At 71.0% G+C, this 20967-nt stretch carries 21 protein-coding genes; 14 read left to right on the plus strand and 7 right to left on the minus strand.

Annotated elements, in window-relative coordinates; genetic code table 11:
• The first annotated feature begins 7 nt into the window (after positions 1–7).
• Both ABZT02_RS31770 and ABZT02_RS31775 read left to right on the plus strand, forming a co-directional pair.
• Positions 8–781 (plus strand): IclR family transcriptional regulator, encoded by a 774-nt coding sequence (locus tag ABZT02_RS31770; protein ID WP_356023587.1) that lies wholly within the window; start codon positions 8–10, stop codon positions 779–781.
• Positions 778–1626, plus strand: a complete 849-nt coding sequence (locus ABZT02_RS31775; protein ID WP_356023589.1) for an SMP-30/gluconolactonase/LRE family protein — start codon at positions 778–780, stop codon at positions 1624–1626. The genes ABZT02_RS31770 and ABZT02_RS31775 overlap by 4 nt, the downstream gene beginning before the upstream one ends.
• Here the strand turns inward: ABZT02_RS31775 and ABZT02_RS31780 are convergent, their stop codons facing one another.
• Genes ABZT02_RS31780 through ABZT02_RS31790 form a run of 3 tightly spaced genes read right to left on the minus strand, consistent with a single transcriptional unit; the run spans position 1627 to position 4845 of the window.
• Complete coding sequence (locus ABZT02_RS31780; RefSeq protein WP_356023591.1) at positions 1627–3027, minus strand: FAD-dependent oxidoreductase; 1401 nt, start codon at positions 3025–3027, stop codon at positions 1627–1629.
• The gene (locus tag ABZT02_RS31785; protein WP_356023593.1) at positions 3020–4252 is read right to left on the minus strand and encodes an MAB_1171c family putative transporter; all 1233 of its coding nucleotides are present in this window, start codon (positions 4250–4252) and stop codon (positions 3020–3022) included. Before ABZT02_RS31785 ends, ABZT02_RS31780 begins: the two co-directional genes overlap by 8 nt.
• Positions 4249–4845, minus strand: a complete 597-nt coding sequence (locus tag ABZT02_RS31790) for a toxin-antitoxin system, toxin component family protein (protein ID WP_356023595.1) — start codon at positions 4843–4845, stop codon at positions 4249–4251. Before ABZT02_RS31790 ends, ABZT02_RS31785 begins: the two co-directional genes overlap by 4 nt.
• A gap of 179 nt (positions 4846–5024) precedes the next feature.
• On the opposite strand from ABZT02_RS31790, the gene ABZT02_RS31795 reads away from it, so the two are divergent.
• The 5 genes from ABZT02_RS31795 to ABZT02_RS31815 all read left to right on the plus strand — a co-directional run bounded on the left by ABZT02_RS31795 (position 5025) and on the right by ABZT02_RS31815 (position 11415).
• Complete coding sequence (locus ABZT02_RS31795) at positions 5025–6374, plus strand: extracellular solute-binding protein (RefSeq protein ID WP_356023597.1); 1350 nt, start codon at positions 5025–5027, stop codon at positions 6372–6374.
• Complete coding sequence (locus ABZT02_RS31800; RefSeq protein ID WP_356023599.1) at positions 6371–7309, plus strand: sugar ABC transporter permease; 939 nt, start codon at positions 6371–6373, stop codon at positions 7307–7309. The genes ABZT02_RS31795 and ABZT02_RS31800 overlap by 4 nt, the downstream gene beginning before the upstream one ends.
• Complete coding sequence (locus ABZT02_RS31805; RefSeq protein WP_356023601.1) at positions 7306–8166, plus strand: carbohydrate ABC transporter permease; 861 nt, start codon at positions 7306–7308, stop codon at positions 8164–8166. Before ABZT02_RS31800 ends, ABZT02_RS31805 begins: the two co-directional genes overlap by 4 nt.
• A gap of 741 nt (positions 8167–8907) precedes the next feature.
• Complete coding sequence (locus ABZT02_RS31810; RefSeq protein ID WP_356023603.1) at positions 8908–9888, plus strand: arabinan endo-1,5-alpha-L-arabinosidase; 981 nt, start codon at positions 8908–8910, stop codon at positions 9886–9888.
• A 9-nt stretch (positions 9889–9897) separates the two neighbouring features.
• Positions 9898–11415, plus strand: coding sequence for an alpha-N-arabinofuranosidase (locus tag ABZT02_RS31815; RefSeq protein ID WP_356023605.1), 1518 nt, complete (start codon positions 9898–9900; stop codon positions 11413–11415).
• Positions 11416–11420: 5 nt separating this feature from the next.
• Here ABZT02_RS31815 and ABZT02_RS31820 read toward each other — a convergent pair whose 3' ends face one another.
• The gene (locus ABZT02_RS31820) at positions 11421–14408 is read right to left on the minus strand and encodes a beta-galactosidase (protein ID WP_356023607.1); all 2988 of its coding nucleotides are present in this window, start codon (positions 14406–14408) and stop codon (positions 11421–11423) included.
• A gap of 110 nt (positions 14409–14518) precedes the next feature.
• On the opposite strand from ABZT02_RS31820, the gene ABZT02_RS31825 reads away from it, so the two are divergent.
• Positions 14519–14977 carry an Rrf2 family transcriptional regulator gene (locus tag ABZT02_RS31825; RefSeq protein WP_356023609.1) on the plus strand — a complete coding sequence of 153 codons (459 nt, stop codon included), beginning with the start codon at positions 14519–14521 and terminating at the stop codon, positions 14975–14977.
• Positions 14978–15146: 169 nt separating this feature from the next.
• Positions 15147–15797, plus strand: coding sequence for a DUF4360 domain-containing protein (locus ABZT02_RS31830; RefSeq protein WP_356023611.1), 651 nt, complete (start codon positions 15147–15149; stop codon positions 15795–15797).
• Positions 15798–15841: 44 nt separating this feature from the next.
• On the opposite strand, the gene ABZT02_RS31835 is transcribed toward ABZT02_RS31830, so the two are convergent.
• Entirely contained in the window at positions 15842–16657 is an 816-nt protein-coding gene (locus ABZT02_RS31835; protein WP_356023749.1) for an intradiol ring-cleavage dioxygenase, read from the minus strand.
• Positions 16658–16833: 176 nt separating this feature from the next.
• Here ABZT02_RS31835 and ABZT02_RS31840 point away from each other — a divergent pair, with 176 nt between their 5' ends.
• A complete protein-coding gene (locus tag ABZT02_RS31840) occupies positions 16834–17139 on the plus strand; it encodes a hypothetical protein (RefSeq protein ID WP_007381783.1) in 306 nt (101 codons plus the stop codon).
• A 124-nt stretch (positions 17140–17263) separates the two neighbouring features.
• Positions 17264–17845 carry an N-acetyltransferase gene (locus ABZT02_RS31845; RefSeq protein WP_356023614.1) on the plus strand — a complete coding sequence of 194 codons (582 nt, stop codon included), beginning with the start codon at positions 17264–17266 and terminating at the stop codon, positions 17843–17845.
• On the opposite strand, the gene ABZT02_RS31850 is transcribed toward ABZT02_RS31845, so the two are convergent.
• Together ABZT02_RS31850 and ABZT02_RS31855 are read right to left on the minus strand one after the other, a co-directional pair.
• Positions 17838–18026 carry a DUF397 domain-containing protein gene (locus ABZT02_RS31850; protein WP_356023616.1) on the minus strand — a complete coding sequence of 63 codons (189 nt, stop codon included), beginning with the start codon at positions 18024–18026 and terminating at the stop codon, positions 17838–17840. The two genes, ABZT02_RS31845 and ABZT02_RS31850, sit on opposite strands and share 8 nt — an antisense overlap.
• On the minus strand, positions 18023–18808 hold the full coding sequence (locus ABZT02_RS31855) for a helix-turn-helix transcriptional regulator (RefSeq protein WP_356023618.1): 786 nt from the start codon (positions 18806–18808) through the stop codon (positions 18023–18025). Before ABZT02_RS31855 ends, ABZT02_RS31850 begins: the two co-directional genes overlap by 4 nt.
• Positions 18809–18977: 169 nt before the next feature.
• On the opposite strand from ABZT02_RS31855, the gene ABZT02_RS31860 reads away from it, so the two are divergent.
• The 3 genes from ABZT02_RS31860 to ABZT02_RS31870 all read left to right on the plus strand — a co-directional run bounded on the left by ABZT02_RS31860 (position 18978) and on the right by ABZT02_RS31870 (position 20679).
• Positions 18978–19451: an ATP-binding protein gene (locus ABZT02_RS31860; RefSeq protein WP_356023620.1), complete on the plus strand. Its 474-nt coding sequence runs from the start codon at positions 18978–18980 to the stop codon at positions 19449–19451.
• A gap of 292 nt (positions 19452–19743) precedes the next feature.
• The gene (locus ABZT02_RS31865; RefSeq protein ID WP_356023622.1) at positions 19744–20088 is read left to right on the plus strand and encodes a DUF1330 domain-containing protein; all 345 of its coding nucleotides are present in this window, start codon (positions 19744–19746) and stop codon (positions 20086–20088) included.
• An 84-nt stretch (positions 20089–20172) separates the two neighbouring features.
• Positions 20173–20679 carry a hypothetical protein gene (locus tag ABZT02_RS31870; protein ID WP_356023624.1) on the plus strand — a complete coding sequence of 169 codons (507 nt, stop codon included), beginning with the start codon at positions 20173–20175 and terminating at the stop codon, positions 20677–20679.
• Positions 20680–20967 lie beyond the last annotated feature (288 nt).

Here is a 20967-nt window from a genome sequence, read left to right on the forward strand (position 1 = left end):
GCCGGTTGTGGGACGCCTCGTACCTGCCGTGACCCGGGCTCTCGACATTCTCGAGCTCTTCCTCGACGGTGACGGGACGCTCTCCGCCCCCGACATCGTGCGCAGGCTCCAGCTGCCGCGCACCACCGTGCACGAGCTGGTGACCACTCTCGCCGCCCGGGCGTACATCGTCCAGGTCCCCGGCCAGCCGGGACGCTACCGGCTCGGGGTCCGGCCGTACCAGCTCGGCAGCCGGTACGCCGAGCAGCTCGACCTCGCCGCCGAGGGCCAGCAGGTCGCCCGGTCCGTCGCGGAGACCTGCGACGAGACCGTGCACGTGGCGATCCTGGAGGGCACCGACGTCATCTACATCGCCAAGGTCGACTCGACGCACGCGGTGCGGATGGTGTCGGCCGCCGGCCGGCGCCTGCCCGCGCACTGCACCTCCGTCGGCAAGATGCTCCTCGCCTCCCTTCCGGAGCCGCAGCTGGCCTCCCGTATCCCGGAGGACACTCCGCTCGTCGGGATGACGCCCAACAGCATCACCGACCCCGGCGCCCTGCGCGAGGCCCTCGACGAGATCCGGCAGCGCGGGGTCGCCGTCGAGAACCGTGAGTCCAACCCGGACGTCTCCTGCGTCGCCGCCCCGGTCCGTGACCGCACCGGGCAGGTCGTCGCCGCGCTCTCCATCTCCGTGCCGATGATCCGCTGGAGCGACGACCGCCGTGTCGAGCTGGAGCAGCTCGCCGCCAAGGGCGCCGCCGAGCTGTCCGAGCGCCTCGGCCACCGGAGCGTGGGATGACCCGCCACCCGATGTTCGACGTGGCCGTGCGCGCCGAGGCCACCCTCGGCGAAGGGCCCACCTGGGACGGCGAGCGGCTGCTGTGGCTCGACATCCTCGGGGCCCGGCTGCACACCTACGACCCGGTCTCCGGCCACCGCACGGTCCGCGTCCTCGACCAGCACATCGGTGCCGTCAAGCCGCGCGCGGGCGGCGGACTCGTCCTCAACCTGCGGGACGGCGTGGCCCTGCTCGACCCCGACGACTCCTTCCGCTGGCTCCATCACGAGCCCGTCCCCGGCCGCCGGGCCAACGACGCCGCCGTGGCCCCCGACGGCTCGCTGTGGGCCGGCACCATGCGCTACGACGAGGCGCCGGGCGGCGGCACCCTGTCCCGGATCACCGGTGAGGGCACCCATCACACCGTCCTCGACGACGTGGCCGTCAGCAACGGCACCGGGTGGAGCCCGGACGGCCGGCTCATGTACTACATCGACTCACCGACCCGCCGCGTCGACGTCTTCGACCACGAGGGCGGGCACGTCTCCGGCCGCCGGCCCCTCGTCGCCATCGAGGACGGCGCCGGTTTCCCCGACGGCCTCACGGTCGACGCCGACGGGTGTGTGTGGGTCGCGCTGTGGGACGGGGGAGCCGTACGGCGGTACACGCCCGACGGCGAGTTGGACCGGGTGATCAGCCTGCCGACCCCGCGCGTCACCGCGTGCGCGTTCGGCGGCCCGGACCTGACCGACCTGTACATCACGACGGCCCGGGTGGGACTGGCCGCCCCGCACCCGGTCGCGGGCTCACTGCTCGTGGTGCCGGGAGCCGGGAAGGGCGTACGGCAACAGCCGTTCGCGGGCTGACTACTCCAGCCCCGCCTTCTTCAACTCCTCAGCGGTCAGCGGCGGTTCGGTCAACGCCGGTTTCAACGGCCCCACCACCGCCGCCAGCAGGACAGCCGGCGCCAGCAGCACCTCCGCCCGCCGCTCCAACGACGTCACGTCGGTGACGCGGCGGGCGATCCGCCCGTTGCCGGTGGCCGTGTACATCAAGCGGTCGACGTACGCGGCCACCGCACGGTCCCGCGCCGTCGGCCCGTCCTCGGTGGCGCCCGGATAGAACACGTCCTGCCCGATCGCCAGGTCCCACGCGGCCCCGACCGGCCCGGCGACCGCCTTCTGGAGACGGCGGGACAGACCGGGCGAGCCCCAGCCGTGCCGTCGTACCACCGCCCGGAGGGCCACCGCGCCCTGTGCCGCCACCGACATGCCGTGCCCGTACACCGGGTTGAACGCGGCGACGGCGTCACCCAGCACGGCGAAGTTCTCGGGCCATGCCGGCATCCGCTCGTAGAAGTGGCGGCGGTTGGCGGTCGTGCGGGTGAGGGCCACGTCCGTCAGCGGCTCGGCCTGCTCGACGAGGTCGGCGATCACGGGGTGGCGCAGCCCCGCACGGGCGTACCGGGCGAAGTCGGCGGTGTCGGCGACGGGTTCGCCACCACGGGTGCCGTACAGCGTCACCAGCCACTGCCCGTCCTCGATCGGCAGCAGCACCCCGCCGCGTCCGGGCCGGCCGGCGCGTGCGTCGGGCTGGACGCTGACGACGGGGTAGCCGTCGCGGGCCGGTTCGGGGGCGCGGTAGCGGCGGCTGGCGTAGGTGAGGCCGGAGTCCACGGTGCGGCTGCGGGGCGCGGGCAGGCCGAGCTCGGCCAGCCAGTGCGGGGTGCGTGAGGCGCGGCCCGTCGCGTCGACCACCAGGTCGGCGCGCAGGGTGCGGTCGGCGCCGTCCACCCGGACCCGGACGCCGGTGACCGCCGCTCCCGTGCCGTCGAGCCCGAGCACCTCGGCGCCTTCCAGCAGCTCGATCCGGTCGTCGGCCAGCACCTGGGCACGCACCGTGGCGTCCAGCAGGTCCCTGCTGGACAGCAGCATGAAGTGCGACTCGCTCCAGCGGCGGAACCAGCCCCGCGGCGACAGCGCCACCATGTCCGTCGTCACCGGCAGCCGGTGCGCTCCCGCCGCCCGCAGTCGTCCCGTGACCCCCGGCAGCAGTTCCTCCAGCGCGACCGCCCCGCCGGACCACAGCTGGTGGACATGGCGAGCCTGCGGAAGTCCCTTGCGGGGCGACGGTCCGGAGGGCAGCACATCGCGTTCCACGACGACGACCCGGTCGGCGAGCCCGGCCAGGGCGCCTGCCGCGAGCATGCCGGTGTGGGACCCCCCGAGGACGACGGCGACTCTGGCGGGGGAGGGACGTTCAGTCATGCGCGGACATGCTCTCTGCCGGGACGGCCGCGCGGGAGCGTACCGCCGTGATCTCGTCGGGACTGCGCAGGGCCTCGGATACGGCGTGGATCTCCTGCAGCAGGTATGCGGTGTCGAGAGCCGCCGTGTCGTCGCCGTCCGTGACGTGCCGCCCGGTCTCCACGGCGTCCAGGATCGTCACGGCGGCGGCGAGGGCCCGGGCCCGGCCGGGTGCGGCGCCCAGGGCGAGGGCGGCGTCGTACGCACGTCGCCGCAGGTCCTCGTCGAGATGGCGGGAGAGCTGCAGGAGCGCGTCGCGGATGTAGGTCTCGCGGCGGATCAGGCGGATCTCCGGGGTGGCCTGGAGGGCGAGGGGCTCGCGGCGCCCCGGGACGGCCCGCAGCAGCCGGGCCAGCGGCTTCAGGTTCCGGCGCCGGCGGCGGACCAGCCAGCGCTCCTGGAGGTACTGGCCGGCGTGCGGGACGATGACGCCGGTCGCGACCATGGTGGCGCCGATACAGGCGGCGGACGGCGCGATGTTCGTGTTGAGCCAGTCCAGGTCGTGCCCGGTCCACCGGGCCACGATGGCGGTGAACTTGGCCGCGCTGAACAGAAGGTTGGTGACGTAGCCGACGCTCAGGAACCTCAGGCCCCAGCGCAGCCAGCCGTCGAGTCCGTCGGTGCGGATCCAGGTCCAGATGAGCCGGGCGGTGATCAGACAGGCCGCCGTGTGCACGATCAGGTAGAGGAGGATCTCCTCGCGCATGAAGGGCGTGGTGGCGTAGTAGGTGTCGAGGTCCCGGATCTGTTCCACCGGTACGTCGGCGAGCGCGAACAGGACCCACAGCGCGACCACCACGGCCGTGTAGAGGCTGACCACCCAGCGGGTCGCCCGCCGGGTCTGCTCGCGGCGGTCGGTGTGGCCGTTGCGCCAGTGCACGACCAGCAGCAGCCAGGACGCGGACAGCGCGGTGATCAGGGAGTACACCCAGGGGGCGGCGATGTTCGGGACGCCGGTGACCCGGTTGGCCCAGGCGATGGTGCTCGGGGCCGCGAAGACGAACACCGCGCAGGCGAGCAGCAGCAGGCCGCCGACGGCACGCAGCAGGGGGTCCCGCCACAGCTTGACGATGCTGGGAAGTTTGATCGCCAGGGCCGCGCCCAGGACCAGGCCCGGGAGCCAGAAGGAGATGTACAGGCCGGTGAAGAACGCGGTCGGCCCCTCGGCCAGTTGCTGAGGTGTCACAGCGTCCCGCCTCCGCGCCCCCGGTAGCCGAGCGACCTCTGGACCGGGTCGGGAGAGGCGCCGCCGCCCCGTCCGGGCGCCACGTGCCGGAAGGCGGCCGCCAGCCGGTGCCCGAAGTCGTCGGCCTCGGCCTCGTCCGCCTCCCGGGAGCCGTTGCGGGCGGCGACGGTCAGGGCGACGGAGCCCCAGCCGGGCCGCCCGGCGAGCGCGTCGGCCGCGGCCGCGTGATGGTGGGCGTGGCCCGCGTGCAGATGCCACAACTCATGGCCCAGGATGACCAGTTGCTGCATCTCCTCGGCCCGCTCCTCGACGATGACGAGGTCGAAGTCCTCGAACTCCACCCACAGTCCGGTCACCGCGATCTCGTCGGGGAACCGTTCGAACCGCAGGTCGACAGGGCGCCCGCCGCGGCGCGCGCTCATCTCCTGGCACAGGATCCGGCACAGCTCGGGCACGTCGGCCGGGGGGCGGGGTCGGGCCCGGACCGCGTCGGTGAGGCCGGAGACCAGATCGCGCATGGCCGGGGTCGCACGGGTGCGTCGCAGCGCCGAGGCGATCCGGGCCGCACTCCTGCGCGCGCCCGCGATGTCCATCCCACCCCCTGAGCTCCCCCGCCGCCGTAGGACGGGCCGTTCGAGACTACGCGCCCCGTCCGGTCCCGTCACGCGATCCTTTTTTGCTGCGCACCCCATTGACTGGAAAGCGCTTCCTGCCTACGGTCCCGTTCGAAGTTACGAGCGCAATTCGAGATCTCGAACAGATAGGGCAGGGAATGGGACGACCTGACCTGAGCCGCAGGCAACTTCTCGCCACGGCCGGCGGATTGACCGTCGCCGCCAGCTTCGGCTTCGCGGCCCTCGGCACCGGCGCCGACGCGCTCGCCTCCGGCGCGGACACCCGGGTGCGCTACTGGAACCTCTTCAGCGGCGGCGACGGCGCCAACATGATCGCGATGCTGGACGCCTTCCGAAAGGCCAACCCGGACATCGACGTCAAGGACTCCACCCTCCAGTGGGGCAACCCCTTCTACACCAAACTCGCCATGGCGGCCGCGGGCAACCGCGCACCCGACCTCGGCGTCATGCACATGGGCCGGGTCACCGGCTTCTCGCCCGGCCGCCTCCTCGACCCGTGGGACGTCGACCTGCTCGCCAAGTACGGCGTACGGGAGCAGGACTACAACCCCGCGCTGTGGAAGCGCGGCGTCATCGACGGCAAGCTCTACGCCCTGCCGCTCGACATCCACGTCCAGCTCTGCTTCTACCGCAAGGACGTGCTGAAGAAGGCCGACCTGCTCGGTGACGACGGCCGGATGATCCCGGTCACCTCCACCGACGAGTGGTTCGACGTCCTGAAGAAGGCCAAGGCGGCCCAGAAGAAGGGCCTGCAGACGATCGGCCTGTGGACCAACGACCAGAACTTCCAGTGGTGGTTCTTCGTCGCCTTCTACACCCAGCTCGGCGGCAAGTGGTTCAACGCCGACAACACCGAGGTCCTCTTCGACCCCGAAAAGGCCACCCGGGTACTGGAGTTCCTCCGCCAACACGTCACCGACGGGTACGTCATCCCCGGCGCCCCCACCGGTGAGCAGTTCATCAACGGCGCCCCCTTCACCTGGGAGGGCAACTGGTCCGTGCCGGTCTTCTCCGGCGCCAAGCTGGACTACGGCGCGACCCCGCTGCCGCCCGTCTTCGGCGAGCCGGCCACCCACGCCGAGTCGCACGCCTTCGTCCTGCCCCACCAGGCGAACCGCGGCGGCGCCACCAACGAGGGCGCGCACGAACTCGCCGCGTACGTCGTCACGCACGCCCTCCAGTGGGCGGCCGGCGGTCACATCCCCGCGTACACGCCGACGCTCTCCACGGCCGCGTACAAGAAGCTCACCCCGCAGAACGAGTACGTGAGCGCCATGGACCACCAGGCCACCGAGCCGAAGGTGTGGTTCGCGGGCTCCACCGGTGTGCTCGCCCAGGACCTCGGCCCGGTCGTCGTCTCCTCGACCATGGGCTCCGCGAAGCCCGCGGCGGTCGCGCAGACGATGAGGAAACACCTCACCAAGCTTCTCGCCTCGAAGAACCCGATGGACGGCAGGACCGCCGCGCAGGGAGGTGCGGTCGCATGACGACCAGCGCTCAGACCGTTCTCACGGGCGCACGCCCCAGGACAGCGACCGCCGCCGCGACCGTCCGCCGCAAGCAGGGCTTCCAGCACGGGGGTTGGTTCGTCGCCCCGTTCCTGGCGCTCTTCGCGCTGTTCGTGATCTGGCCGCTGCTGCGCGGTGTCTACCTCAGCTTCACGGACGCCAACATCTCCGGCGACGGCGCGAGTTTCGTCGGCCTCGACAACTACCGCGAGGCCCTGGGCGACCAGGCGATGTGGGACGCGCTCGGCCACAGCGCGTACTTCACGCTGCTGGTCGTCCCCTGCATCACCGTCCTCGCCTTCCTGCTCGCGATGCTCGCCCACCACATCGAGCGCGGCAAGTGGCTGTGGCGGCTGTGCTTCTTCGTGCCGTTCCTGCTGCCCTCGACGGTCGCCGCCAACATGTTCCAGTGGCTGTTCACCCAGGGCATCGGCCTGATCAACGAGACCTTCGGGCTCGACACACCCTGGCTGACCGACAAGTCCTACGCGATGCTCGCCATCGTCATCGAGACCCTGTGGTGGACCGTCGGCTTCAGCTTCCTGCTCTACCTCGCCGCCCTCCAGGGCATCCCCGACCACCTCTACGAGGCCGCGAAGCTGGACGGCGCGAACGCCTGGCACCGCATGGTCCACATCACGCTGCCGATGCTGCGCAACATCACCGGCCTGGTGATCGCGCTCCAGATCCTCGCCTCGCTCCAACTCTTCGACCAGGCGGTCGTGATGATGGACTTCTCGCCGGGTCCGGAGCTCAGCACCCGCTCCTTCGTCCAGTACACCCTCGAACAGGGCTTCACCAGTTACCGCGTGGGCTACGCCTCCGCGATGTCCATCATCTTCTTCGTGATCATCGCAGTCGTCGCCCTGGCCCGGATGTGGCTGCTGCGCAACCGTGAGGAGGGCGGCCGATGACCACCGCCGTACAGATCCGCAAGCGGACCCGCAAGCCCTGGACCCCCAGCCAGATCGTCCTCACCCTCCTCGGCGTCGCCGTCTCCGCCGTCTTCGTCACACCCATCGCGGCGGCCCTGCTCACCTCGCTCAAGTCCGAGGCGGAGGCTGCCGAGATCCCGCCGCACTGGTTCCCCGAGGTGTGGACGACCCAGGCGTGGAAGTCGCTGTGGGAGACCGGCAACGTCACCAACTGGTTCATCAACTCCCTGGTGGTGTCGGTCTGCGTCACCTCCGTGGTGCTGACGGTCAGCGCCCTCGCCGGATACGGCTTCGCCCGCACCGAGTTCCGCGGCAAGAAGGTGCTCATGGGCATCGTCATGTCGGGCCTGATGATCTCCCCGGCGGTCCTGGGCGTTCCCCTCTTCACCACCGTCCAGCAGATGGGGATGGTCGACACCTACTGGGGCATGATCCTTCCCCAGTGCGCCCCTGCCGCCATGGTCTACATCCTCTACAAGTTCTTCCAGGGCGTTCCGCGCGAACTGGAGGAGGCGGCCTTCATCGACGGCGCGGGCCGCTGGCGGGTCTTCTTCACGATCGTCGTCCCGCTGGCCCGCCCCTCCCTGGCGGCGGTCGGCATCTTCACCTTCATCGCCTCCTGGAACAACTTCCTGTGGCCCTACATGGTGACCAACAACCCCGACCTGATGACCATGCCGAACGGCATCGCGACCGTCATGAACTCCTACGGCATCCAGTGGGCCCAGCTCATGGCCGGCGGCCTCATGGCGGGCCTCCCGCTGATCATCGTGTTCGTCTTCTTCCAGCGCCAGATCGTGGCCGGCGTGGCCCACACGGGCCTGGCGGGCCAGTGACCCGACGGCGGTGTGACGGGGGGCGCGTCGACGGCCGTCCGGGATCGGTGGCGGCCGGTCGGTCACGTCCCGGCGGCCGCCGGGGGGATACGGCGGCACCATGCGGTGCCGGCGGGCCGGTGACCCGGTCGCGGTGCGGCGCGGGCCCGTTCGCCGGCAGTGAGTCGGTGGTGGCTGTCCGGTCCCTGCAACGCACCCGCCGAGAGGGCGGTGCCCTATCCGCCCCCGAGGGGCCGGTGACCCGGCTGCGGTGCGGCGCGGGTCTCGCCACCGACGGTGACCTCGTGGTCCTGCCGGTGTCGGTGGCCGTCGGGCGGTCGCTCGTTCGCACGCGCGGAGGAGACGGTGCCGCGTGCGGCGGGGAGGGGTCGGTGATCCACCCCGGGTGCGGCGTGGGCCCGGTCGGCCGTGGCCCGGCGGCGGCGGACAGGTGGTCGTTTCCGCACGGCCGCCGCGGGGAGATGACCGCGTCAGCCGTACACGGTCCCCCTGGGCCGGCGGCTCGACCGCGCCGGGGCCCGGGGCTCGCCGTCGGCCGTTACCCGGTGGTCGTGCCAGGGGCGGTGGCGGGCCGGCGGCCGGTCCCTCCCGGTTGCCGGGGTGCCACTCCCACACCAGCCCGATCCCGCTCCGGCGCGGGCGGGTCCGGGGCGTGAGTGCCTCTTCGGAGGTCGCCGGACGGCCTCGCCGCATCGACCGCATCCGGCCCCCACGGGCCACCACCCACGTAGGGAGCCTCAGTTGAAGTGCCTCAGACTCGTCACCGTCCTGACCGCCGGCCTCATCGCACTCCTGCCGACCACGGCCCGGGCGGACACCACCAGCTACCCCGACCCGCTCCCGATCAGCGGCCAGCAGATCATCCACGACCCGACCGTCATCCACCTCAAGTCCGGCGGCTACGCGGCCTACTCGACCGGTGGGGTCATCGGTGCCCGGCTGTCCAAGGACCTCACGCACTGGACCGACGCGGGCAACGCCTTCGCCCAGCCGCCGAGTTGGTGGTACGAGTACAACGACACCGGTGATCCCTGGGCGCCGGACATCTCCTACCGCGCGGGCCGCTACTGGCTCTACTACGCCGTCTCGTCCTGGGGCACCAACCACTCCGCGATCGGCGTGGCCACCTCCCCGTCCGGCCTCCCCGGCACCTGGACCGACCACGGCAAGGTCTTCACCTCCGAGACCACCGACTCCTGGAACGCCATCGACCCGGCGATCATCCGGGCGCAGGGCAGGCTGTGGATGTCGTTCGGCTCGTACTGGACCGGCATCCGCATGGTCGAGCTCAGCCCGGCCACCGGAAAGGCCCTCCCCGGTGCCACCGTCCACCACCTGGCCACCCGCCCCGACGCCCCGTACGCGGTCGAGGGCCCGTCCATCGTGAAGCACGGCCGTTTCTACTACCTCTTCGCGTCCTACGACGCCTGTTGTGCGGGAGTGAACTCCACGTACAAGATCAGGGTCGGAAGATCCACGACGGTCACCGGCCCGTACGTCGACAGCACGGGCAAGCCGCTGCTGGAGGGCGGCGGCGACCTGCTGCTGGCCGGACACGGGAGGTACATCGGCACGGGAGGCGAGTCGGTCTTCCGCACCCGCGGCCAGGACTGGCTGGCGTACCACTACTACGACGCAGAGGACAACGGCACACCGAAGCTGGGCCTGAACAGGCTGGGCTGGGTGCGTGACTGGCCGGTTGTCCAGCAATTCCGTTCCTGAAAGGTTTCCATGAGCAAGCCCACCGCCCGCTTCACCCTCGACCCCGCCTTCACGGTCGGCCAGGTCAACCCCCGTGTCTTCGGCTCCTTCGTGGAACACCTCGGCCGCTGTGTCTACACCGGCATCTTCGAACCGGACCACCCCACCGCCGACGAGGCCGGCATCCGCACCGATGTCCTGGACCTCGTCCGGGAACTCGGCGTCACCGCCATCCGCTACCCCGGCGGCAACTTCGTCTCCGGATACAAGTGGGAGGACTCCGTCGGACCCGTCGAGGACCGCCCCCGCCGCCTCGACCTCGCCTGGCGCTCCACCGAGACCAACCGCTTCGGCCTCTCCGAGTACATCGCCTTCCTGAAGAAGGTCGGCCCCCAGGCCGAGCCCATGATGGCCATCAACCTCGGCACGCGGGGGGTCGCCGAGGCCCTCGAACTCCAGGAGTACGCCAACCACCCGGCCGGCACGGCCCTGTCCGACCTCCGTGCCGCGCACGGCGACAAGGACCCCTTCGGCATCAAGCTGTGGTGCCTGGGCAACGAGATGGACGGCCCCTGGCAGACCGGTCACAAGACCGCCCAGGAGTACGGCCGGATCGCCGCCGAGACCGCCCGCGCGATGCGCCAGATCGACCCCGGCGTCGAACTCGTCGCCTGCGGCTCCTCCAGCCAGTCCATGCCCACCTTCGCCGCGTGGGAGGCGACGGTCCTGGAGGAGACGTACGACCTCGTCGACCACATCTCCCTGCACGCCTACTACCAGCCCGAGGACGGCGACCTCGACTCCTTCCTGGCCTCCGCGGTCGACATGGAGTCCTTCATCGAGAACGTGGTCGCCACCGCCGACCACATAGGCGCCAAGCTGAAGTCGAAGAAGAAGATCAACCTCTCCTTCGACGAGTGGAACGTCTGGTACATCTCGCGGTGGCACGAGATCGAGAACTCCGGCGTGCGGGACTGGGCGGAGGCCCCGCGCCTCCTGGAGGACAACTACAGCGTCCTGGACGCGGTCGTCTTCGGTTCCCTCCTCATCGCCCTGCTGCGGCACGCCGACCGCGTCACCGTCGCCTGTCTCGCCCAGCTCGTCAACGTCATCGCCCCGATCATGACGGAGCCGGGCGGCCCGGCCTGGCGCCAGACGACGTTCTTCCCCTTCGCCCAGGCCTCGAAGTACGGCCGCGGCGAGGTCCTCGACGTACGGGTCGACTCGCCGACGCAAGAGACGAAGAAGTACGGCGAGACGGACCTCCTGCACGCCACCGCCGTGCGCGCCGAGGACGGCACGGTCACCGTCTTCGCCGTCAACCGCAGCCAGCACGACGCGCTGCCGCTCGAAGTCGCCCTGAACGGACTCGACCTGACGAGCGTCGTCGAGCACAGCGTCCTCGCCGACGCCGACCCGGACGCCCGCAACACCCTCGACGCCCCCGACCGGGTCGCCCCGCACGCGGCCGAGGGCAGCGCGCTCCAGGACGGCACCCTCACCGCCGTACTGGAGCCGCTGTCCTGGAACGTGATCCGGCTGGCCTAGGCGGATCAGCGGCCGGGGGAGTCCACCGGTGTTACCGGCACTCCTCCGGCCGAGGCCCCCAGCGCCGTCAGCCGTACGTCCTTCGGGCCCGACTCCGTCGTACCGTCCGAAAGGACCGCCAGCGCAAGGGTGTTGACCCCGCGCGTGCGCAGGATGCCGTTCGGCAGGACGAAGGTGTGCTGCGGGCCGACGTCGTTGACGTACTGGCCCATGTTCCAGCCGTTGAGGAAGATCTGGACGCGGTAGGCGCGCCGCGGGTCGTCGTCCAGGGTGAGGCCGATGGCGGCGTCGATGCCGGCGTCCACGGCGAGCCGGAACGTCGTCCGGTACCAGGTGACCCCTTGGCGCCGGTCGGCCCGGGGCAACTCCGTGTCCTCCCAGTGCTCCTCGTCGAATCCCGGCAGATGCCAGCCCTTGCGCTCCCCGTACAGCCCGCCGTTGTTGAGCGGCCCGCGTACCGGGTCGGGTGCCGCCTCGCCACGGATGCGCCAACTCGCCTTCGGAGAACCACCCTTGAAGGTGACCGCCGTCAACCCCCGGGCCGTCTTGTGGGAGTCGGCGGAGGCGCCGTCCATGTCGTGCGCCATCCGCCGTACCAGGACGGACAGGACGCGGGGCGAGTGACCGGAGGGCGGCGGCACGTCAAAGGTGGCCGTCGCCGTCCAACTCCCCTTGCGCGCGGTGCTCTTGTCCGGCACCGGCATCCGGTGCGTGCCCAGCGGCTCACCGTCCAGCCACGCCATCAGCAGCCCCTGGGTGCCCGTGCTGTAGGACAGGGACACCGACTCCAGTTCGTCCGCGCCCGTCAGGTGTCCCCGGTACCAGACGTCGCCGTAGTGGAAGCCGTAGTCGTCGGCGAACAGGACCGGCTGCCCCTTCGGGACCGGGGTGATGCTGTACGAGCTGGTGCGGTCGGCCGTCGTCCAGCCGGAGTCGTCGTAGTCCGGGAGGGACTCGAAGTTCTCGGTACGGCGCCGCCAGCCGCCCAGCGCGGGCAGCCGCACCTCGCCCACCGGGGGAATCGGCAACCCCCCCGGTGTCAAAGGCATCACGGCCCGCAGACTGTCCATCGTGGTGGCGGCGGTGGGCAGCGGGCGGCCGTTCCAGGTGATCCGGTTCATGCCGCGCGGCCCCCACACCTCCATGCCCGTCCCCTGGACGGTGTCGCCGGTCAGCTGGACGGTCCCGCCGTCCATGGTGGCCCCGCGCACCAGCGACGGCCCGTACACCAGCACCGGCCCGGTCGGGGTGTCCACCGGGAACAGCCGCAGCGACCAGGCGTCGTCCGCGAAGAGCAGCAGCAGGGGGGTGTCGCTGCCGCCGCCCTCGACCCGGACCCGGTCCAGGCCGTCGGCTCCGACCGGCGTGGTGATCCTGAGGACGCCGAGGTCGTAGTTCCACGCGGGCTGCGCGTCGCCGCGGGTGACCAGCGGCTCCTCCGGGCACTCCAGGAGGACCTGTGCCATCTCGCCGTGCGGGGCCGTGAACACGGCGACGTCCATCCGCCCGACCTTGAGGCACATCATGGGCTGCGCGGTGGCGAACTTGAGGGTCCGCCCGCCCAACCGCAGGTTGGTGGTGAGCAGCCGGGCGTCATGGGCGGCGACGGTGAACGCCACGTCGATCCCGGCGTCCGGGACGGTCGTCGTGATCGGCGCGTCGGTGTCGTTGCGGACGACGTACACATGGGAGCCGGTGTCCGGGTTGGTCAGGTGGTACACCTTCAGCCGCTCGTCCGCCGCCCGCACCGCGTCCGCCCGGTCCAGCTTGGCGAAGTCCGGCACGGTCCGCAGGAGATGGCCGAGCTGGTGGGTGGGGGCGAGCTTCGGCGTCTGCCGGCGGGCCTCGTCGATCGCCGCCCCGTAGTCGTACGACGTGTAGACCTGCGGTGCGGGCAGCCAGCCCCACGAGGTGCCGCCGAAGGTCATGTAGACGTTGTGCACGGTGATGCCGTTGGCCACGTTGGTGAGCTGGAAGCGCCGCTCGTAGGCCGCGTCCCGGGTGTGACGTGCCTGTGCGTACCCCTTGCCGTCGAAGGTCGCCCCGCCCCACGCATCGAACCAGCCCCCGCCGAACTCCGGCATGAACCCGGGCGTCCTGGGACTGGCCGTGGCCCCTCCCTTCAGCCCGCCCGCCCCGAAGTCCCCCCAGTCGGGCGGCACTTCGGCAGGCGCGGGGTACCCGTCGAAGCCGTAGAGCCAACCGCGCTCCTCGCCCCCGGTGTTGAAGGACCCGGGGGTCCAGTATCCGTTCCTGCCCTTGTCGTTGTGGAACAGGGGTACGTCGATCCCGTCGGCGCGCACCTTCTTGTACAGGTGGGACATGTAGTCGCGGCCGAGGGGCTCGTCGACGAAGGCGTCGTACTCGTTCTCGATCTGGTAGAGCAGGACCGTGCCCCGGCCCTTGGTGAACAGATGCCGGACGGCGATCGCATTCACCTCGGTCAGCCACTCGTCGACGTACGACAGGTAGGTGGGGTCGGAGGTGCGGGCCCGGCCCGCGGTCGCCGTCAGCCAGCCCGGGAAGCCACCGCCGTCGACCTCGGCGTTGATGTACGGGCCCGGGCGCAGGATCACGTACAGGCCGGTCTCGGTGGCCGTGCGCAGGAACAGGTCGAGGTCGCGGACGCCGGTGAAGTCGTACTGGCCGGGGCCGGGGGAGTGGTAGTTCCAGGCCACGTGGACGCTCACCGCGTTGAAGCCGTGGGCGCGCATCTTCTGCAGGACGTCCCGCCACAGCGACGGGCTCGGCAGCCGGAAGGGGTGCATCTCGCCGGACCACAGCACCAGGCGGCGGCCGTCGACCAGCAGGGAGTACTTGTCGTAACCGACCTTGTGGCGCACCCGGTCGGCGGCGGGCGCGCCGGGTGCGGGGCCGGTGGGCACGCTGTGGGAGGCGTAGGCCCGGGTGGTCTCCCCACCACTGCCGCTCAGCGCGAAGCCGAGCGCCGTGGTGCCGGCGAGGGCGCTGAATGTACGTCTGCTCAGCTCCAAGGGAGCGCCTCCTGGTCGTGCCGCGCTAGCGCCAGTCCGTCCGTGGGTGTGGGTGGTGTGCCTATTGTGGCGTGGCAATCGTCCACGGCCGAACGCCGCACAATTGTCGTATGAGGATCTCTGCACGGGCGGACTACGCGGTACGGGCGGTGCTGGAGCTTGCCGTGAGGCAGGGCACGGAGCCGGTGAAGGCCGAGGCCATCGCCGCGGTCCAGGACATCCCGCACAAGTTCCTGGAGGGGATTCTCGGCGATTTGAGGCGCGGTGGGATCGTCGACAGCAGGCGTGGCGGGGGTGGCGGTTACCGGCTCGCGCGCGAGGCCTCGGCCATCACGGTCGCGGACGTCATCCGCGCGGTCGACGGGCCGATCGTGTCGGTGCGCGGCGAGCGGCCCACCGGTCTGGAGTACACGGGTTCCGCGCAGCCCCTGCTCCCCCTGTGGATCGCCCTGCGGGCCAACGTCCGCAAGATCCTGGAAGGCGTCACCATCGCCGACATCGCGGGCGACGCGCTCCCGGAGCCGGTGCGGCGGCTCGCCGCCGAACCGGCCGCGTGGGAGAACCCCTGACTCGCCCAACTAGTCCTGTTTACACGTGAGTTCAGCCATCGCGGGAATGGCTGGAGTTCGCTCTGGCGGCGCCACAGGCCGCTCCCTACGATTCGATCGCCGCGGTGCTCCACAGAAACCACACAGGTTCTCCACGCTTCAACATGTCAGCGCAGAGGAGAGACCCCCCATGGCAAGTGGACTTCTTCTGGGCGGCGCCATCGCCGCTCTCGTCACCGCGGCGATGCCCGCGCACAACCCGTCCGGCGGGTTCGAGGACCCGCCCCCGGACAAGATCATCATCAAGGTCGCCACGGTGAACGGCTCCGGCTGTCCCGCGGGCACGGCCGCCGTCGCCGTCTCCGAGGACAACACCGCGTTCACGGTCACCTACAGCGACTACCTCGCCCAGGTCGGCGGCAACTCCGACCCCACGGCGTTCCGCAAGAACTGCCAGCTCAACCTGGTCGTCCACGTCCCGTCGGGCTTCACGTACGCCATCGCCGAGGCGGACTACCGGGGCTTCGCCTCGCTCCAGTCCGGCGCGAGCGCCGTGCAGAGAGCCTCGTACTACTTCCAGGGCTCCTCGCAGACGGCCGCCAAGACCCACCCCTTCTCGGGCGCCTACAACGACAACTGGCAGGCGACCGACACCACCGACTGGGCCCAACTGGTCTGGGCGCCCTGTGGAGTTCAGCGCAACTTCAACATCAACACCGAGATCCGCGTCAGCGCGGGCACGTCCTCCCCGTCCAAGGTCAGCTTCATGACGATGGACTCGACCGACGGCGACATCAGCACCGTGTACCACATGGCGTGGAAGGAGTGCCCGGGCAATTGAACGGGTGTCGCCCGCCGCTCCTGTGGGCGGCGGGCGACGCGTGATCAGCGTTCGACGCCGAGGGTCAAGGTCCCGGAGTAGCCGGCGGAGGGGCTGCTGCCCAGGGCGGTCAGGGTCAGGAGGCCGGACGCGGCGCCGCCGTCGTCGTAGATCCCGTCCTGGGCGAGGGTGGTGCGGGTGACCGTGTTGGCCGAGTACGGCGCGAGTGCGCCGACCTTGGCGGTGATCCTCTCGTTGAAGAAGAGCTGGCCGGTGTGGAGTTCGGTGCCGCCGGTGAAGGAGCCGTCGGCGGTGAGGGTGACGTTCACGTGCACCTTGACATGGATGTGCACGCAGCGGCCGATGTACCAGCCCGGGTAGACCGTGGTGATGCGGGCGACGCCGTTGGCGTCGGTGAGCACGCCGCCGCGCAGGAAGGTGCCGCTGTCGGGCTCGTTGTGCCCGTTTTTGCCGACGTAGCCCGAGTACTCGCCGAGCGCGTCGCAGTGCCAGATCTCGACGAGGGCGTTGCTGATCGTGGCGCAGGTGTCGTCGTCGACGACGGTGAGGGCGAGCTTGAGCGGGAAGCCGGTCTTGCCCTCGGTGATGTCGGAGCGGACGTACTGGCCGTCCAGGTAGTAGGGGCCTTCGGTCATCTCCCTGGTGAGGGTGCAGACCGCCGCGGCGGCCACGGGGGCCGTGTCGGCGGTGTCGGCCGTCTTCGGTGTGGGGGCGCCGGCCACGGCTGCGCCCACGGCGAGGGTGGCGGCGGTGGCGCCCGTGGCGACCAGGACGGTGCGGCGGGCGATGGCGTCTCGCGCCGGGACGTCGGCCGTGGGGGCGCCGGTCGTGGGGGTTTTGTTCACGGGGGACTCGTTCATGGGGGTCTCGTTCATGGGGGTGTCTGTCATGAACACGGCACCTTAGAAGGGGTTGCTGTTGGCGGGCTGTCAGTTAGGCAAAGTGAGGGATCGTCAAGTTTCTTGCGAGACAGGTTGCGGTGTCGGGAGGGGCGGGCGCGGTACCGTATCGGGGCGTATGCCGACAAGGAGGGTAAATGGGGCTTACCGTGCGGGTCGAACGGCGCATCGCGGAGGACTTCCCCGGCCGGGAGGGCGAGGTGGTGGGCGATCTCCTCACCGAGCTGGTCAACCACCTGACCGACCGGGGCGACCAGGAGGACAAGGAGCGGATCGCCGCCGCGACGCTGTTGTGCGGACAGGGCCGGGTCGACCGGCTCCTCGACGCCGTCCAGCTGGCCAAGGAGGACTGGCGGGACGTGCTGGTGGGAGCGGGGCTGGCGGACGCCGGGTGGAGGGAGCGGCTGGAGGCGGACTTCGGACCGGCGGCCTCCTCGGGCTGACCGGGGGTGCGGGGCCGCGCGGCATCGGGTTTCAGGGCGTCCCTGGCCGGTGTCGTGCGGCCACGCCCGTAGCGGGTCGCAAATGCCTCGCGTACGGGCCGGCCCGCGGCCTACGCTCGCCGCCATGACGTCACACGATGTGCCTGGTGCCGGACCGGTGATCCGGCAGGAGACCACTGACGACCACCCGGACGTGCGCGAGGTCCATACGCGCGCGTTCGACGACGGCGAGCGGGTCCCCGGGCTGGTGGAGGCACTTCGCGTCGCGGCGGCCGCGTCGGCGCCGATGTCCTACGTCGCCACCGTCGACGGCCGGGTCGTCGGACATGTCCTGCTGAGCGCGGCGCGGTTGGACGCGCCGCGCCGGATCGTCGACGTCCTCACCCTGTCTCCGCTGGGCGTACTCCCGGAGTTCCAGCGCCGGGGCATCGGCACCCAGCTCATCGCGCACGCCCTCGCGGAGGCGGACGGTGCGGGGTTCCCGCTGGTGTTTCTGGAGGGCTCCCCGCACTACTACGGCACGCGCGGCTTCGAGCGGGCCGACGCGGTGGGCTTCCGTTCACCGTCCCTGCGGATTCCCGAACCGGCGTTCCAGGTGGCCCGGTTGTCCGCCTACGAGCCGTGGATGACGGGCACGTTCGTGTACTCGGAGGTGTTCTGGGCCTTCGACTGCGTCGGTCTGCGTGAGCCCGGTTCGCTCACTTAGTGAGAGCGAGATGGGCGAGGAAGTCGGTCCAGGGGGTGGGTGTGGTGGTGAGGTGGGGGCCTTGCGGGTTCTTGGAGTCGCGGATGTGGATGAGGGTGGGGGTGTGGGCGATCTCAACGCAGTCGCCGTCGCCACCGCTGCTGTAGCTCGACTTGAACCAGTCCAGTTCGGTGCTGCTCATACATCCCCTCGCATCCGCTGCAACAGGCTCACCGAGTCCGTGAGAGTAAGAGCCTGTGAGCGCATCCTGGCATATCGCCGTTGGAGGACGCTGACCTCTTTCGGGTCGGAGATGAGCAGTCCGGCTCGCTGACCCTCGCAGTAGGCGAACCACTGGGCCTCCGGTGTCTCCAGCAGCTGCATGGGGCCGTCCAGTCCGGCGTGGTTCTGCTGCTGGGTCGGCATGATCTGGATCTCGACGTTCCGCAGTTCGGCCACCTTCAGCACGTGGTCGATGAGTTCCGCTGTCACCTCGGCTCCGCCCGTGCGCCGACGGAACAGGTGCTCCTCCAGGATGAAGCCGAAGGCCGTGTTCGGCCTTTCCCGCAGCAGGCGTTGACGCTCCGCTCGCGCGACCCACTGAGCCTCGATCTGCTCGTCGTCCAGCGGGGGGAGCTGGTTCGTGAACAGCGTCCGCGCATACGCCTCCGGCTGCAACAACCCCGGGATCAGCCGGCATTCGTACGTGTACAGAGTGATCGCGTTCGTCTCCAGCCCCGCCCACCTCCGGAACCACGCCGCCAGCCCCGGCTGCCGACCCAGCTTCGGAAACGCCTTCCGCAACGCTCCCGTGTTCCCCAGTACCTCCTCCCCCCGCTCCACCAGCACCAGATCCGGCATCCGGCGCCCCAACTCCACACTCGCCACGGTGTGCTTAGAGAAGCCCACCAGATCCCCGAACTCCTCCCGGCTCAACCCCGAGTGCTCCCGCAGGGCTTGCAGCACCGCCCCGAACGTCCGCATGCTGTCCGACGACTCCGGCTCACCGCCACCATCGACCACAGTCGGTCACCTCCCGCGCCCATGGTCACGTTCCGTCACGTGTACTGTCCAGTGCGTGACCGCGTACGCTGTCGCGGCGTACGCGGTGTCGACCTGGAGAAGTCGGCCTCGGGAACGCCAGATTGGGCACATGACTGCGCCTTCCACCCCCCGACCCCCGGTCACCGTACGTGTGTTCACCCAGCGTCTCAGCGCGACCCCGCGGGGCGCCCGCCTCGCCCGGCGCCTCGCCGTGCACCAGCTGTACGACTGGGGCGTCCCGCACGACACCCCGACCGCTGAGAAGGTCGAGGCGATCGTCGCCGAGCTCGCCGCCAACGCGGTCACGCATGGCCGGGTCCCGGGCCGGGACTTCGAGCTACGGCTCTCCCTTGTCACCGGCAGCGTGCGCGTGGAGGTCACCGACACCCGGGGCGAGCCCTTTCCCGTCGTACGGTCCTCAGGTCCTCTGGAGGACGGCGGCCGCGGTCTCCTTCTCGTCGACGCCCTCGCCGACCGCTGGGAGGTACTGGACCGGGAGCCGCCGCCGGGCAAGACGGTCCGGGCCGAGGTGGATCTGCCGGGGTGGCCGGCGTTGGCCAGGAGGGCGGCGGCGGACGGCTGACGCCTGCCGGCGCGGTGCCGTGGATCCTGCCGGCCGTCTGCGAGCCGACCGAGGAATCCGGCTCGCCGGCCCCAGTGGGCATCGCTGTCCCCGTTGCTCCGGCCTGATGTGCTGCGCCGGGGCGTGAGGCGCCGCGAGGGTTCGGACCGGTACTTCCCTCGCCGAACTGCTCGCACGCACGTACCCCGACATCCCGGCTGCCCCACTTGCTTACCCCTCGGGTAATCGACCCCGTTTCACGCAGCGTGCCAGGCTCCTCCGTGTACGGAGCCCCAGCGACCGGGAGGACACCATGACCGCCTACGCCATAGCCCACCTGCGGGAAGCCGCGCCGCACCCGGAGATCGCCGAGTACATCGAACGCATCACCGCCACCTTCGAGCCGTACGGCGGCCGCTTCCTCGTGCACGGCGCGCAGCACGAGGTGAAGGATGGCGGCTGGCCGGGACATGTCGTGGTGATCGGGTTTCCCGGGATCGCCGAGGCGCGGGCCTGGTGGGACTCCGCCGCGTACCAGGAGATCGCCCCGCTGCGGGCGCGGCACATCGAGGGCGACATCATCCTGGTCGAGGGGGTTCCGGATGGTTACGACCCGGCGGTCACCGCCAAGGCGATGCGGGACGCGCTCACCTCGTGAGGAGGTGGCCCTGTTCTCCGACTCCCGTGACGTACGGGGCTGTTGGATACTGGGGCGACTGGCGTACGGAAGGGGGTGGTTCGCGTGCCGGACGGACGTGAAGTGGACCAGGCGGAGTTGCTCGGCGTCGCGAAGGACGAGGAGCGGGCCCGTAGCCTGCTCCGCGCGCTGCGCACCCTGAGCACCGGGCCCGACCCGAAGCTGCGGGAGATGGCGCGCGGGGTGCTGCGCGGCGACCTCACCGCCGAACAGGCCTTCACCGACCCGGAGTACACCGCCGCCCTGTTCTCCGGCGCCGACAAGATCCGCCGCGCGGGGGAACGCCGTACCGAGGTCGAGGCCCGCGAGGCGGGCGAACGGTTCGGTGCCTGGCAGCAGGCGCGGCGCGCCGAGGACGAGCGCGAGGAGCAGGGCGGCGAGGGGCAGGGCGGCGAGGGGCAGGACACATCACAGCCCGACGCAGCGCCCCGTCCGGCTCCCCAGCAGCCCTCCGGGCCCTGGCGGCACTCCGGCGCGGGTGAGGTGGGTGGCCCGGGCGGACCGGGCGGCCTGGGCGGCTCCGGCCCGGCGGGTCCCTTGGGTCGCCGCTGAGCTCCGCGACAGCCTATGGTTCCGCCCGGCGGGTCCTTGCGGTCGCGGGTGAGGATCGGGGGTGTCTCGGCTCGCGCTCGGCGGCCCCCCTCGGTCGTGGCTGAGGACTGCGGCTGCCTAGGCTCCCGCCCGGCGGGTCCTTGCGGTCGCGGGTGAGGATCGGGGGTGTCTCGGCTCGCGCTCGGCGGCCTCCCTCGGTCGTGGCTGAGGACTGCGGCTGCCTAGGCTCCCGCCCGGCGGGTCCTTGCGGTCGCGGGTGAGGATCGGGGGTGTCTCGGCTCGCGCTCG

This window comes from Streptomyces sp. NPDC005402, assembly GCF_040606575.1.
GTDB lineage: Bacteria > Actinomycetota > Actinomycetes > Streptomycetales > Streptomycetaceae > Streptomyces.

Excerpts from the sequence above, each read along its gene's own strand:
- ABZT02_RS31775 (WP_356023589.1), top strand. The coding sequence starts at position 778 with ATGACCCGCCACCCGATGTTCGACGTGGCCGTGCGCGCCGAGGCCACC.
- ABZT02_RS31780 (WP_356023591.1), bottom strand. The coding sequence starts at position 3,027 with ATGACTGAACGTCCCTCCCCCGCCAGAGTCGCCGTCGTCCTCGGGGGG.
- ABZT02_RS31790 (WP_356023595.1), bottom strand. The coding sequence starts at position 4,845 with ATGGACATCGCGGGCGCGCGCAGGAGTGCGGCCCGGATCGCCTCGGCG.
- ABZT02_RS31795 (WP_356023597.1), top strand. The coding sequence starts at position 5,025 with ATGGGACGACCTGACCTGAGCCGCAGGCAACTTCTCGCCACGGCCGGC.
- ABZT02_RS31800 (WP_356023599.1), top strand. The coding sequence starts at position 6,371 with ATGACGACCAGCGCTCAGACCGTTCTCACGGGCGCACGCCCCAGGACA.
- ABZT02_RS31805 (WP_356023601.1), top strand. The coding sequence starts at position 7,306 with ATGACCACCGCCGTACAGATCCGCAAGCGGACCCGCAAGCCCTGGACC.
- ABZT02_RS31815 (WP_356023605.1), top strand. The coding sequence starts at position 9,898 with ATGAGCAAGCCCACCGCCCGCTTCACCCTCGACCCCGCCTTCACGGTC.
- ABZT02_RS31825 (WP_356023609.1), top strand. The coding sequence starts at position 14,519 with ATGAGGATCTCTGCACGGGCGGACTACGCGGTACGGGCGGTGCTGGAG.
- ABZT02_RS31830 (WP_356023611.1), top strand. The coding sequence starts at position 15,147 with ATGGCAAGTGGACTTCTTCTGGGCGGCGCCATCGCCGCTCTCGTCACC.
- ABZT02_RS31835 (WP_356023749.1), bottom strand. The coding sequence starts at position 16,657 with ATGAACGAGTCCCCCGTGAACAAAACCCCCACGACCGGCGCCCCCACG.
- ABZT02_RS31840 (WP_007381783.1), top strand. The coding sequence starts at position 16,834 with ATGGGGCTTACCGTGCGGGTCGAACGGCGCATCGCGGAGGACTTCCCC.
- ABZT02_RS31845 (WP_356023614.1), top strand. The coding sequence starts at position 17,264 with ATGACGTCACACGATGTGCCTGGTGCCGGACCGGTGATCCGGCAGGAG.
- ABZT02_RS31850 (WP_356023616.1), bottom strand. The coding sequence starts at position 18,026 with ATGAGCAGCACCGAACTGGACTGGTTCAAGTCGAGCTACAGCAGCGGT.
- ABZT02_RS31855 (WP_356023618.1), bottom strand. The coding sequence starts at position 18,808 with ATGCGGACGTTCGGGGCGGTGCTGCAAGCCCTGCGGGAGCACTCGGGG.
- ABZT02_RS31860 (WP_356023620.1), top strand. The coding sequence starts at position 18,978 with ATGACTGCGCCTTCCACCCCCCGACCCCCGGTCACCGTACGTGTGTTC.
- ABZT02_RS31865 (WP_356023622.1), top strand. The coding sequence starts at position 19,744 with ATGACCGCCTACGCCATAGCCCACCTGCGGGAAGCCGCGCCGCACCCG.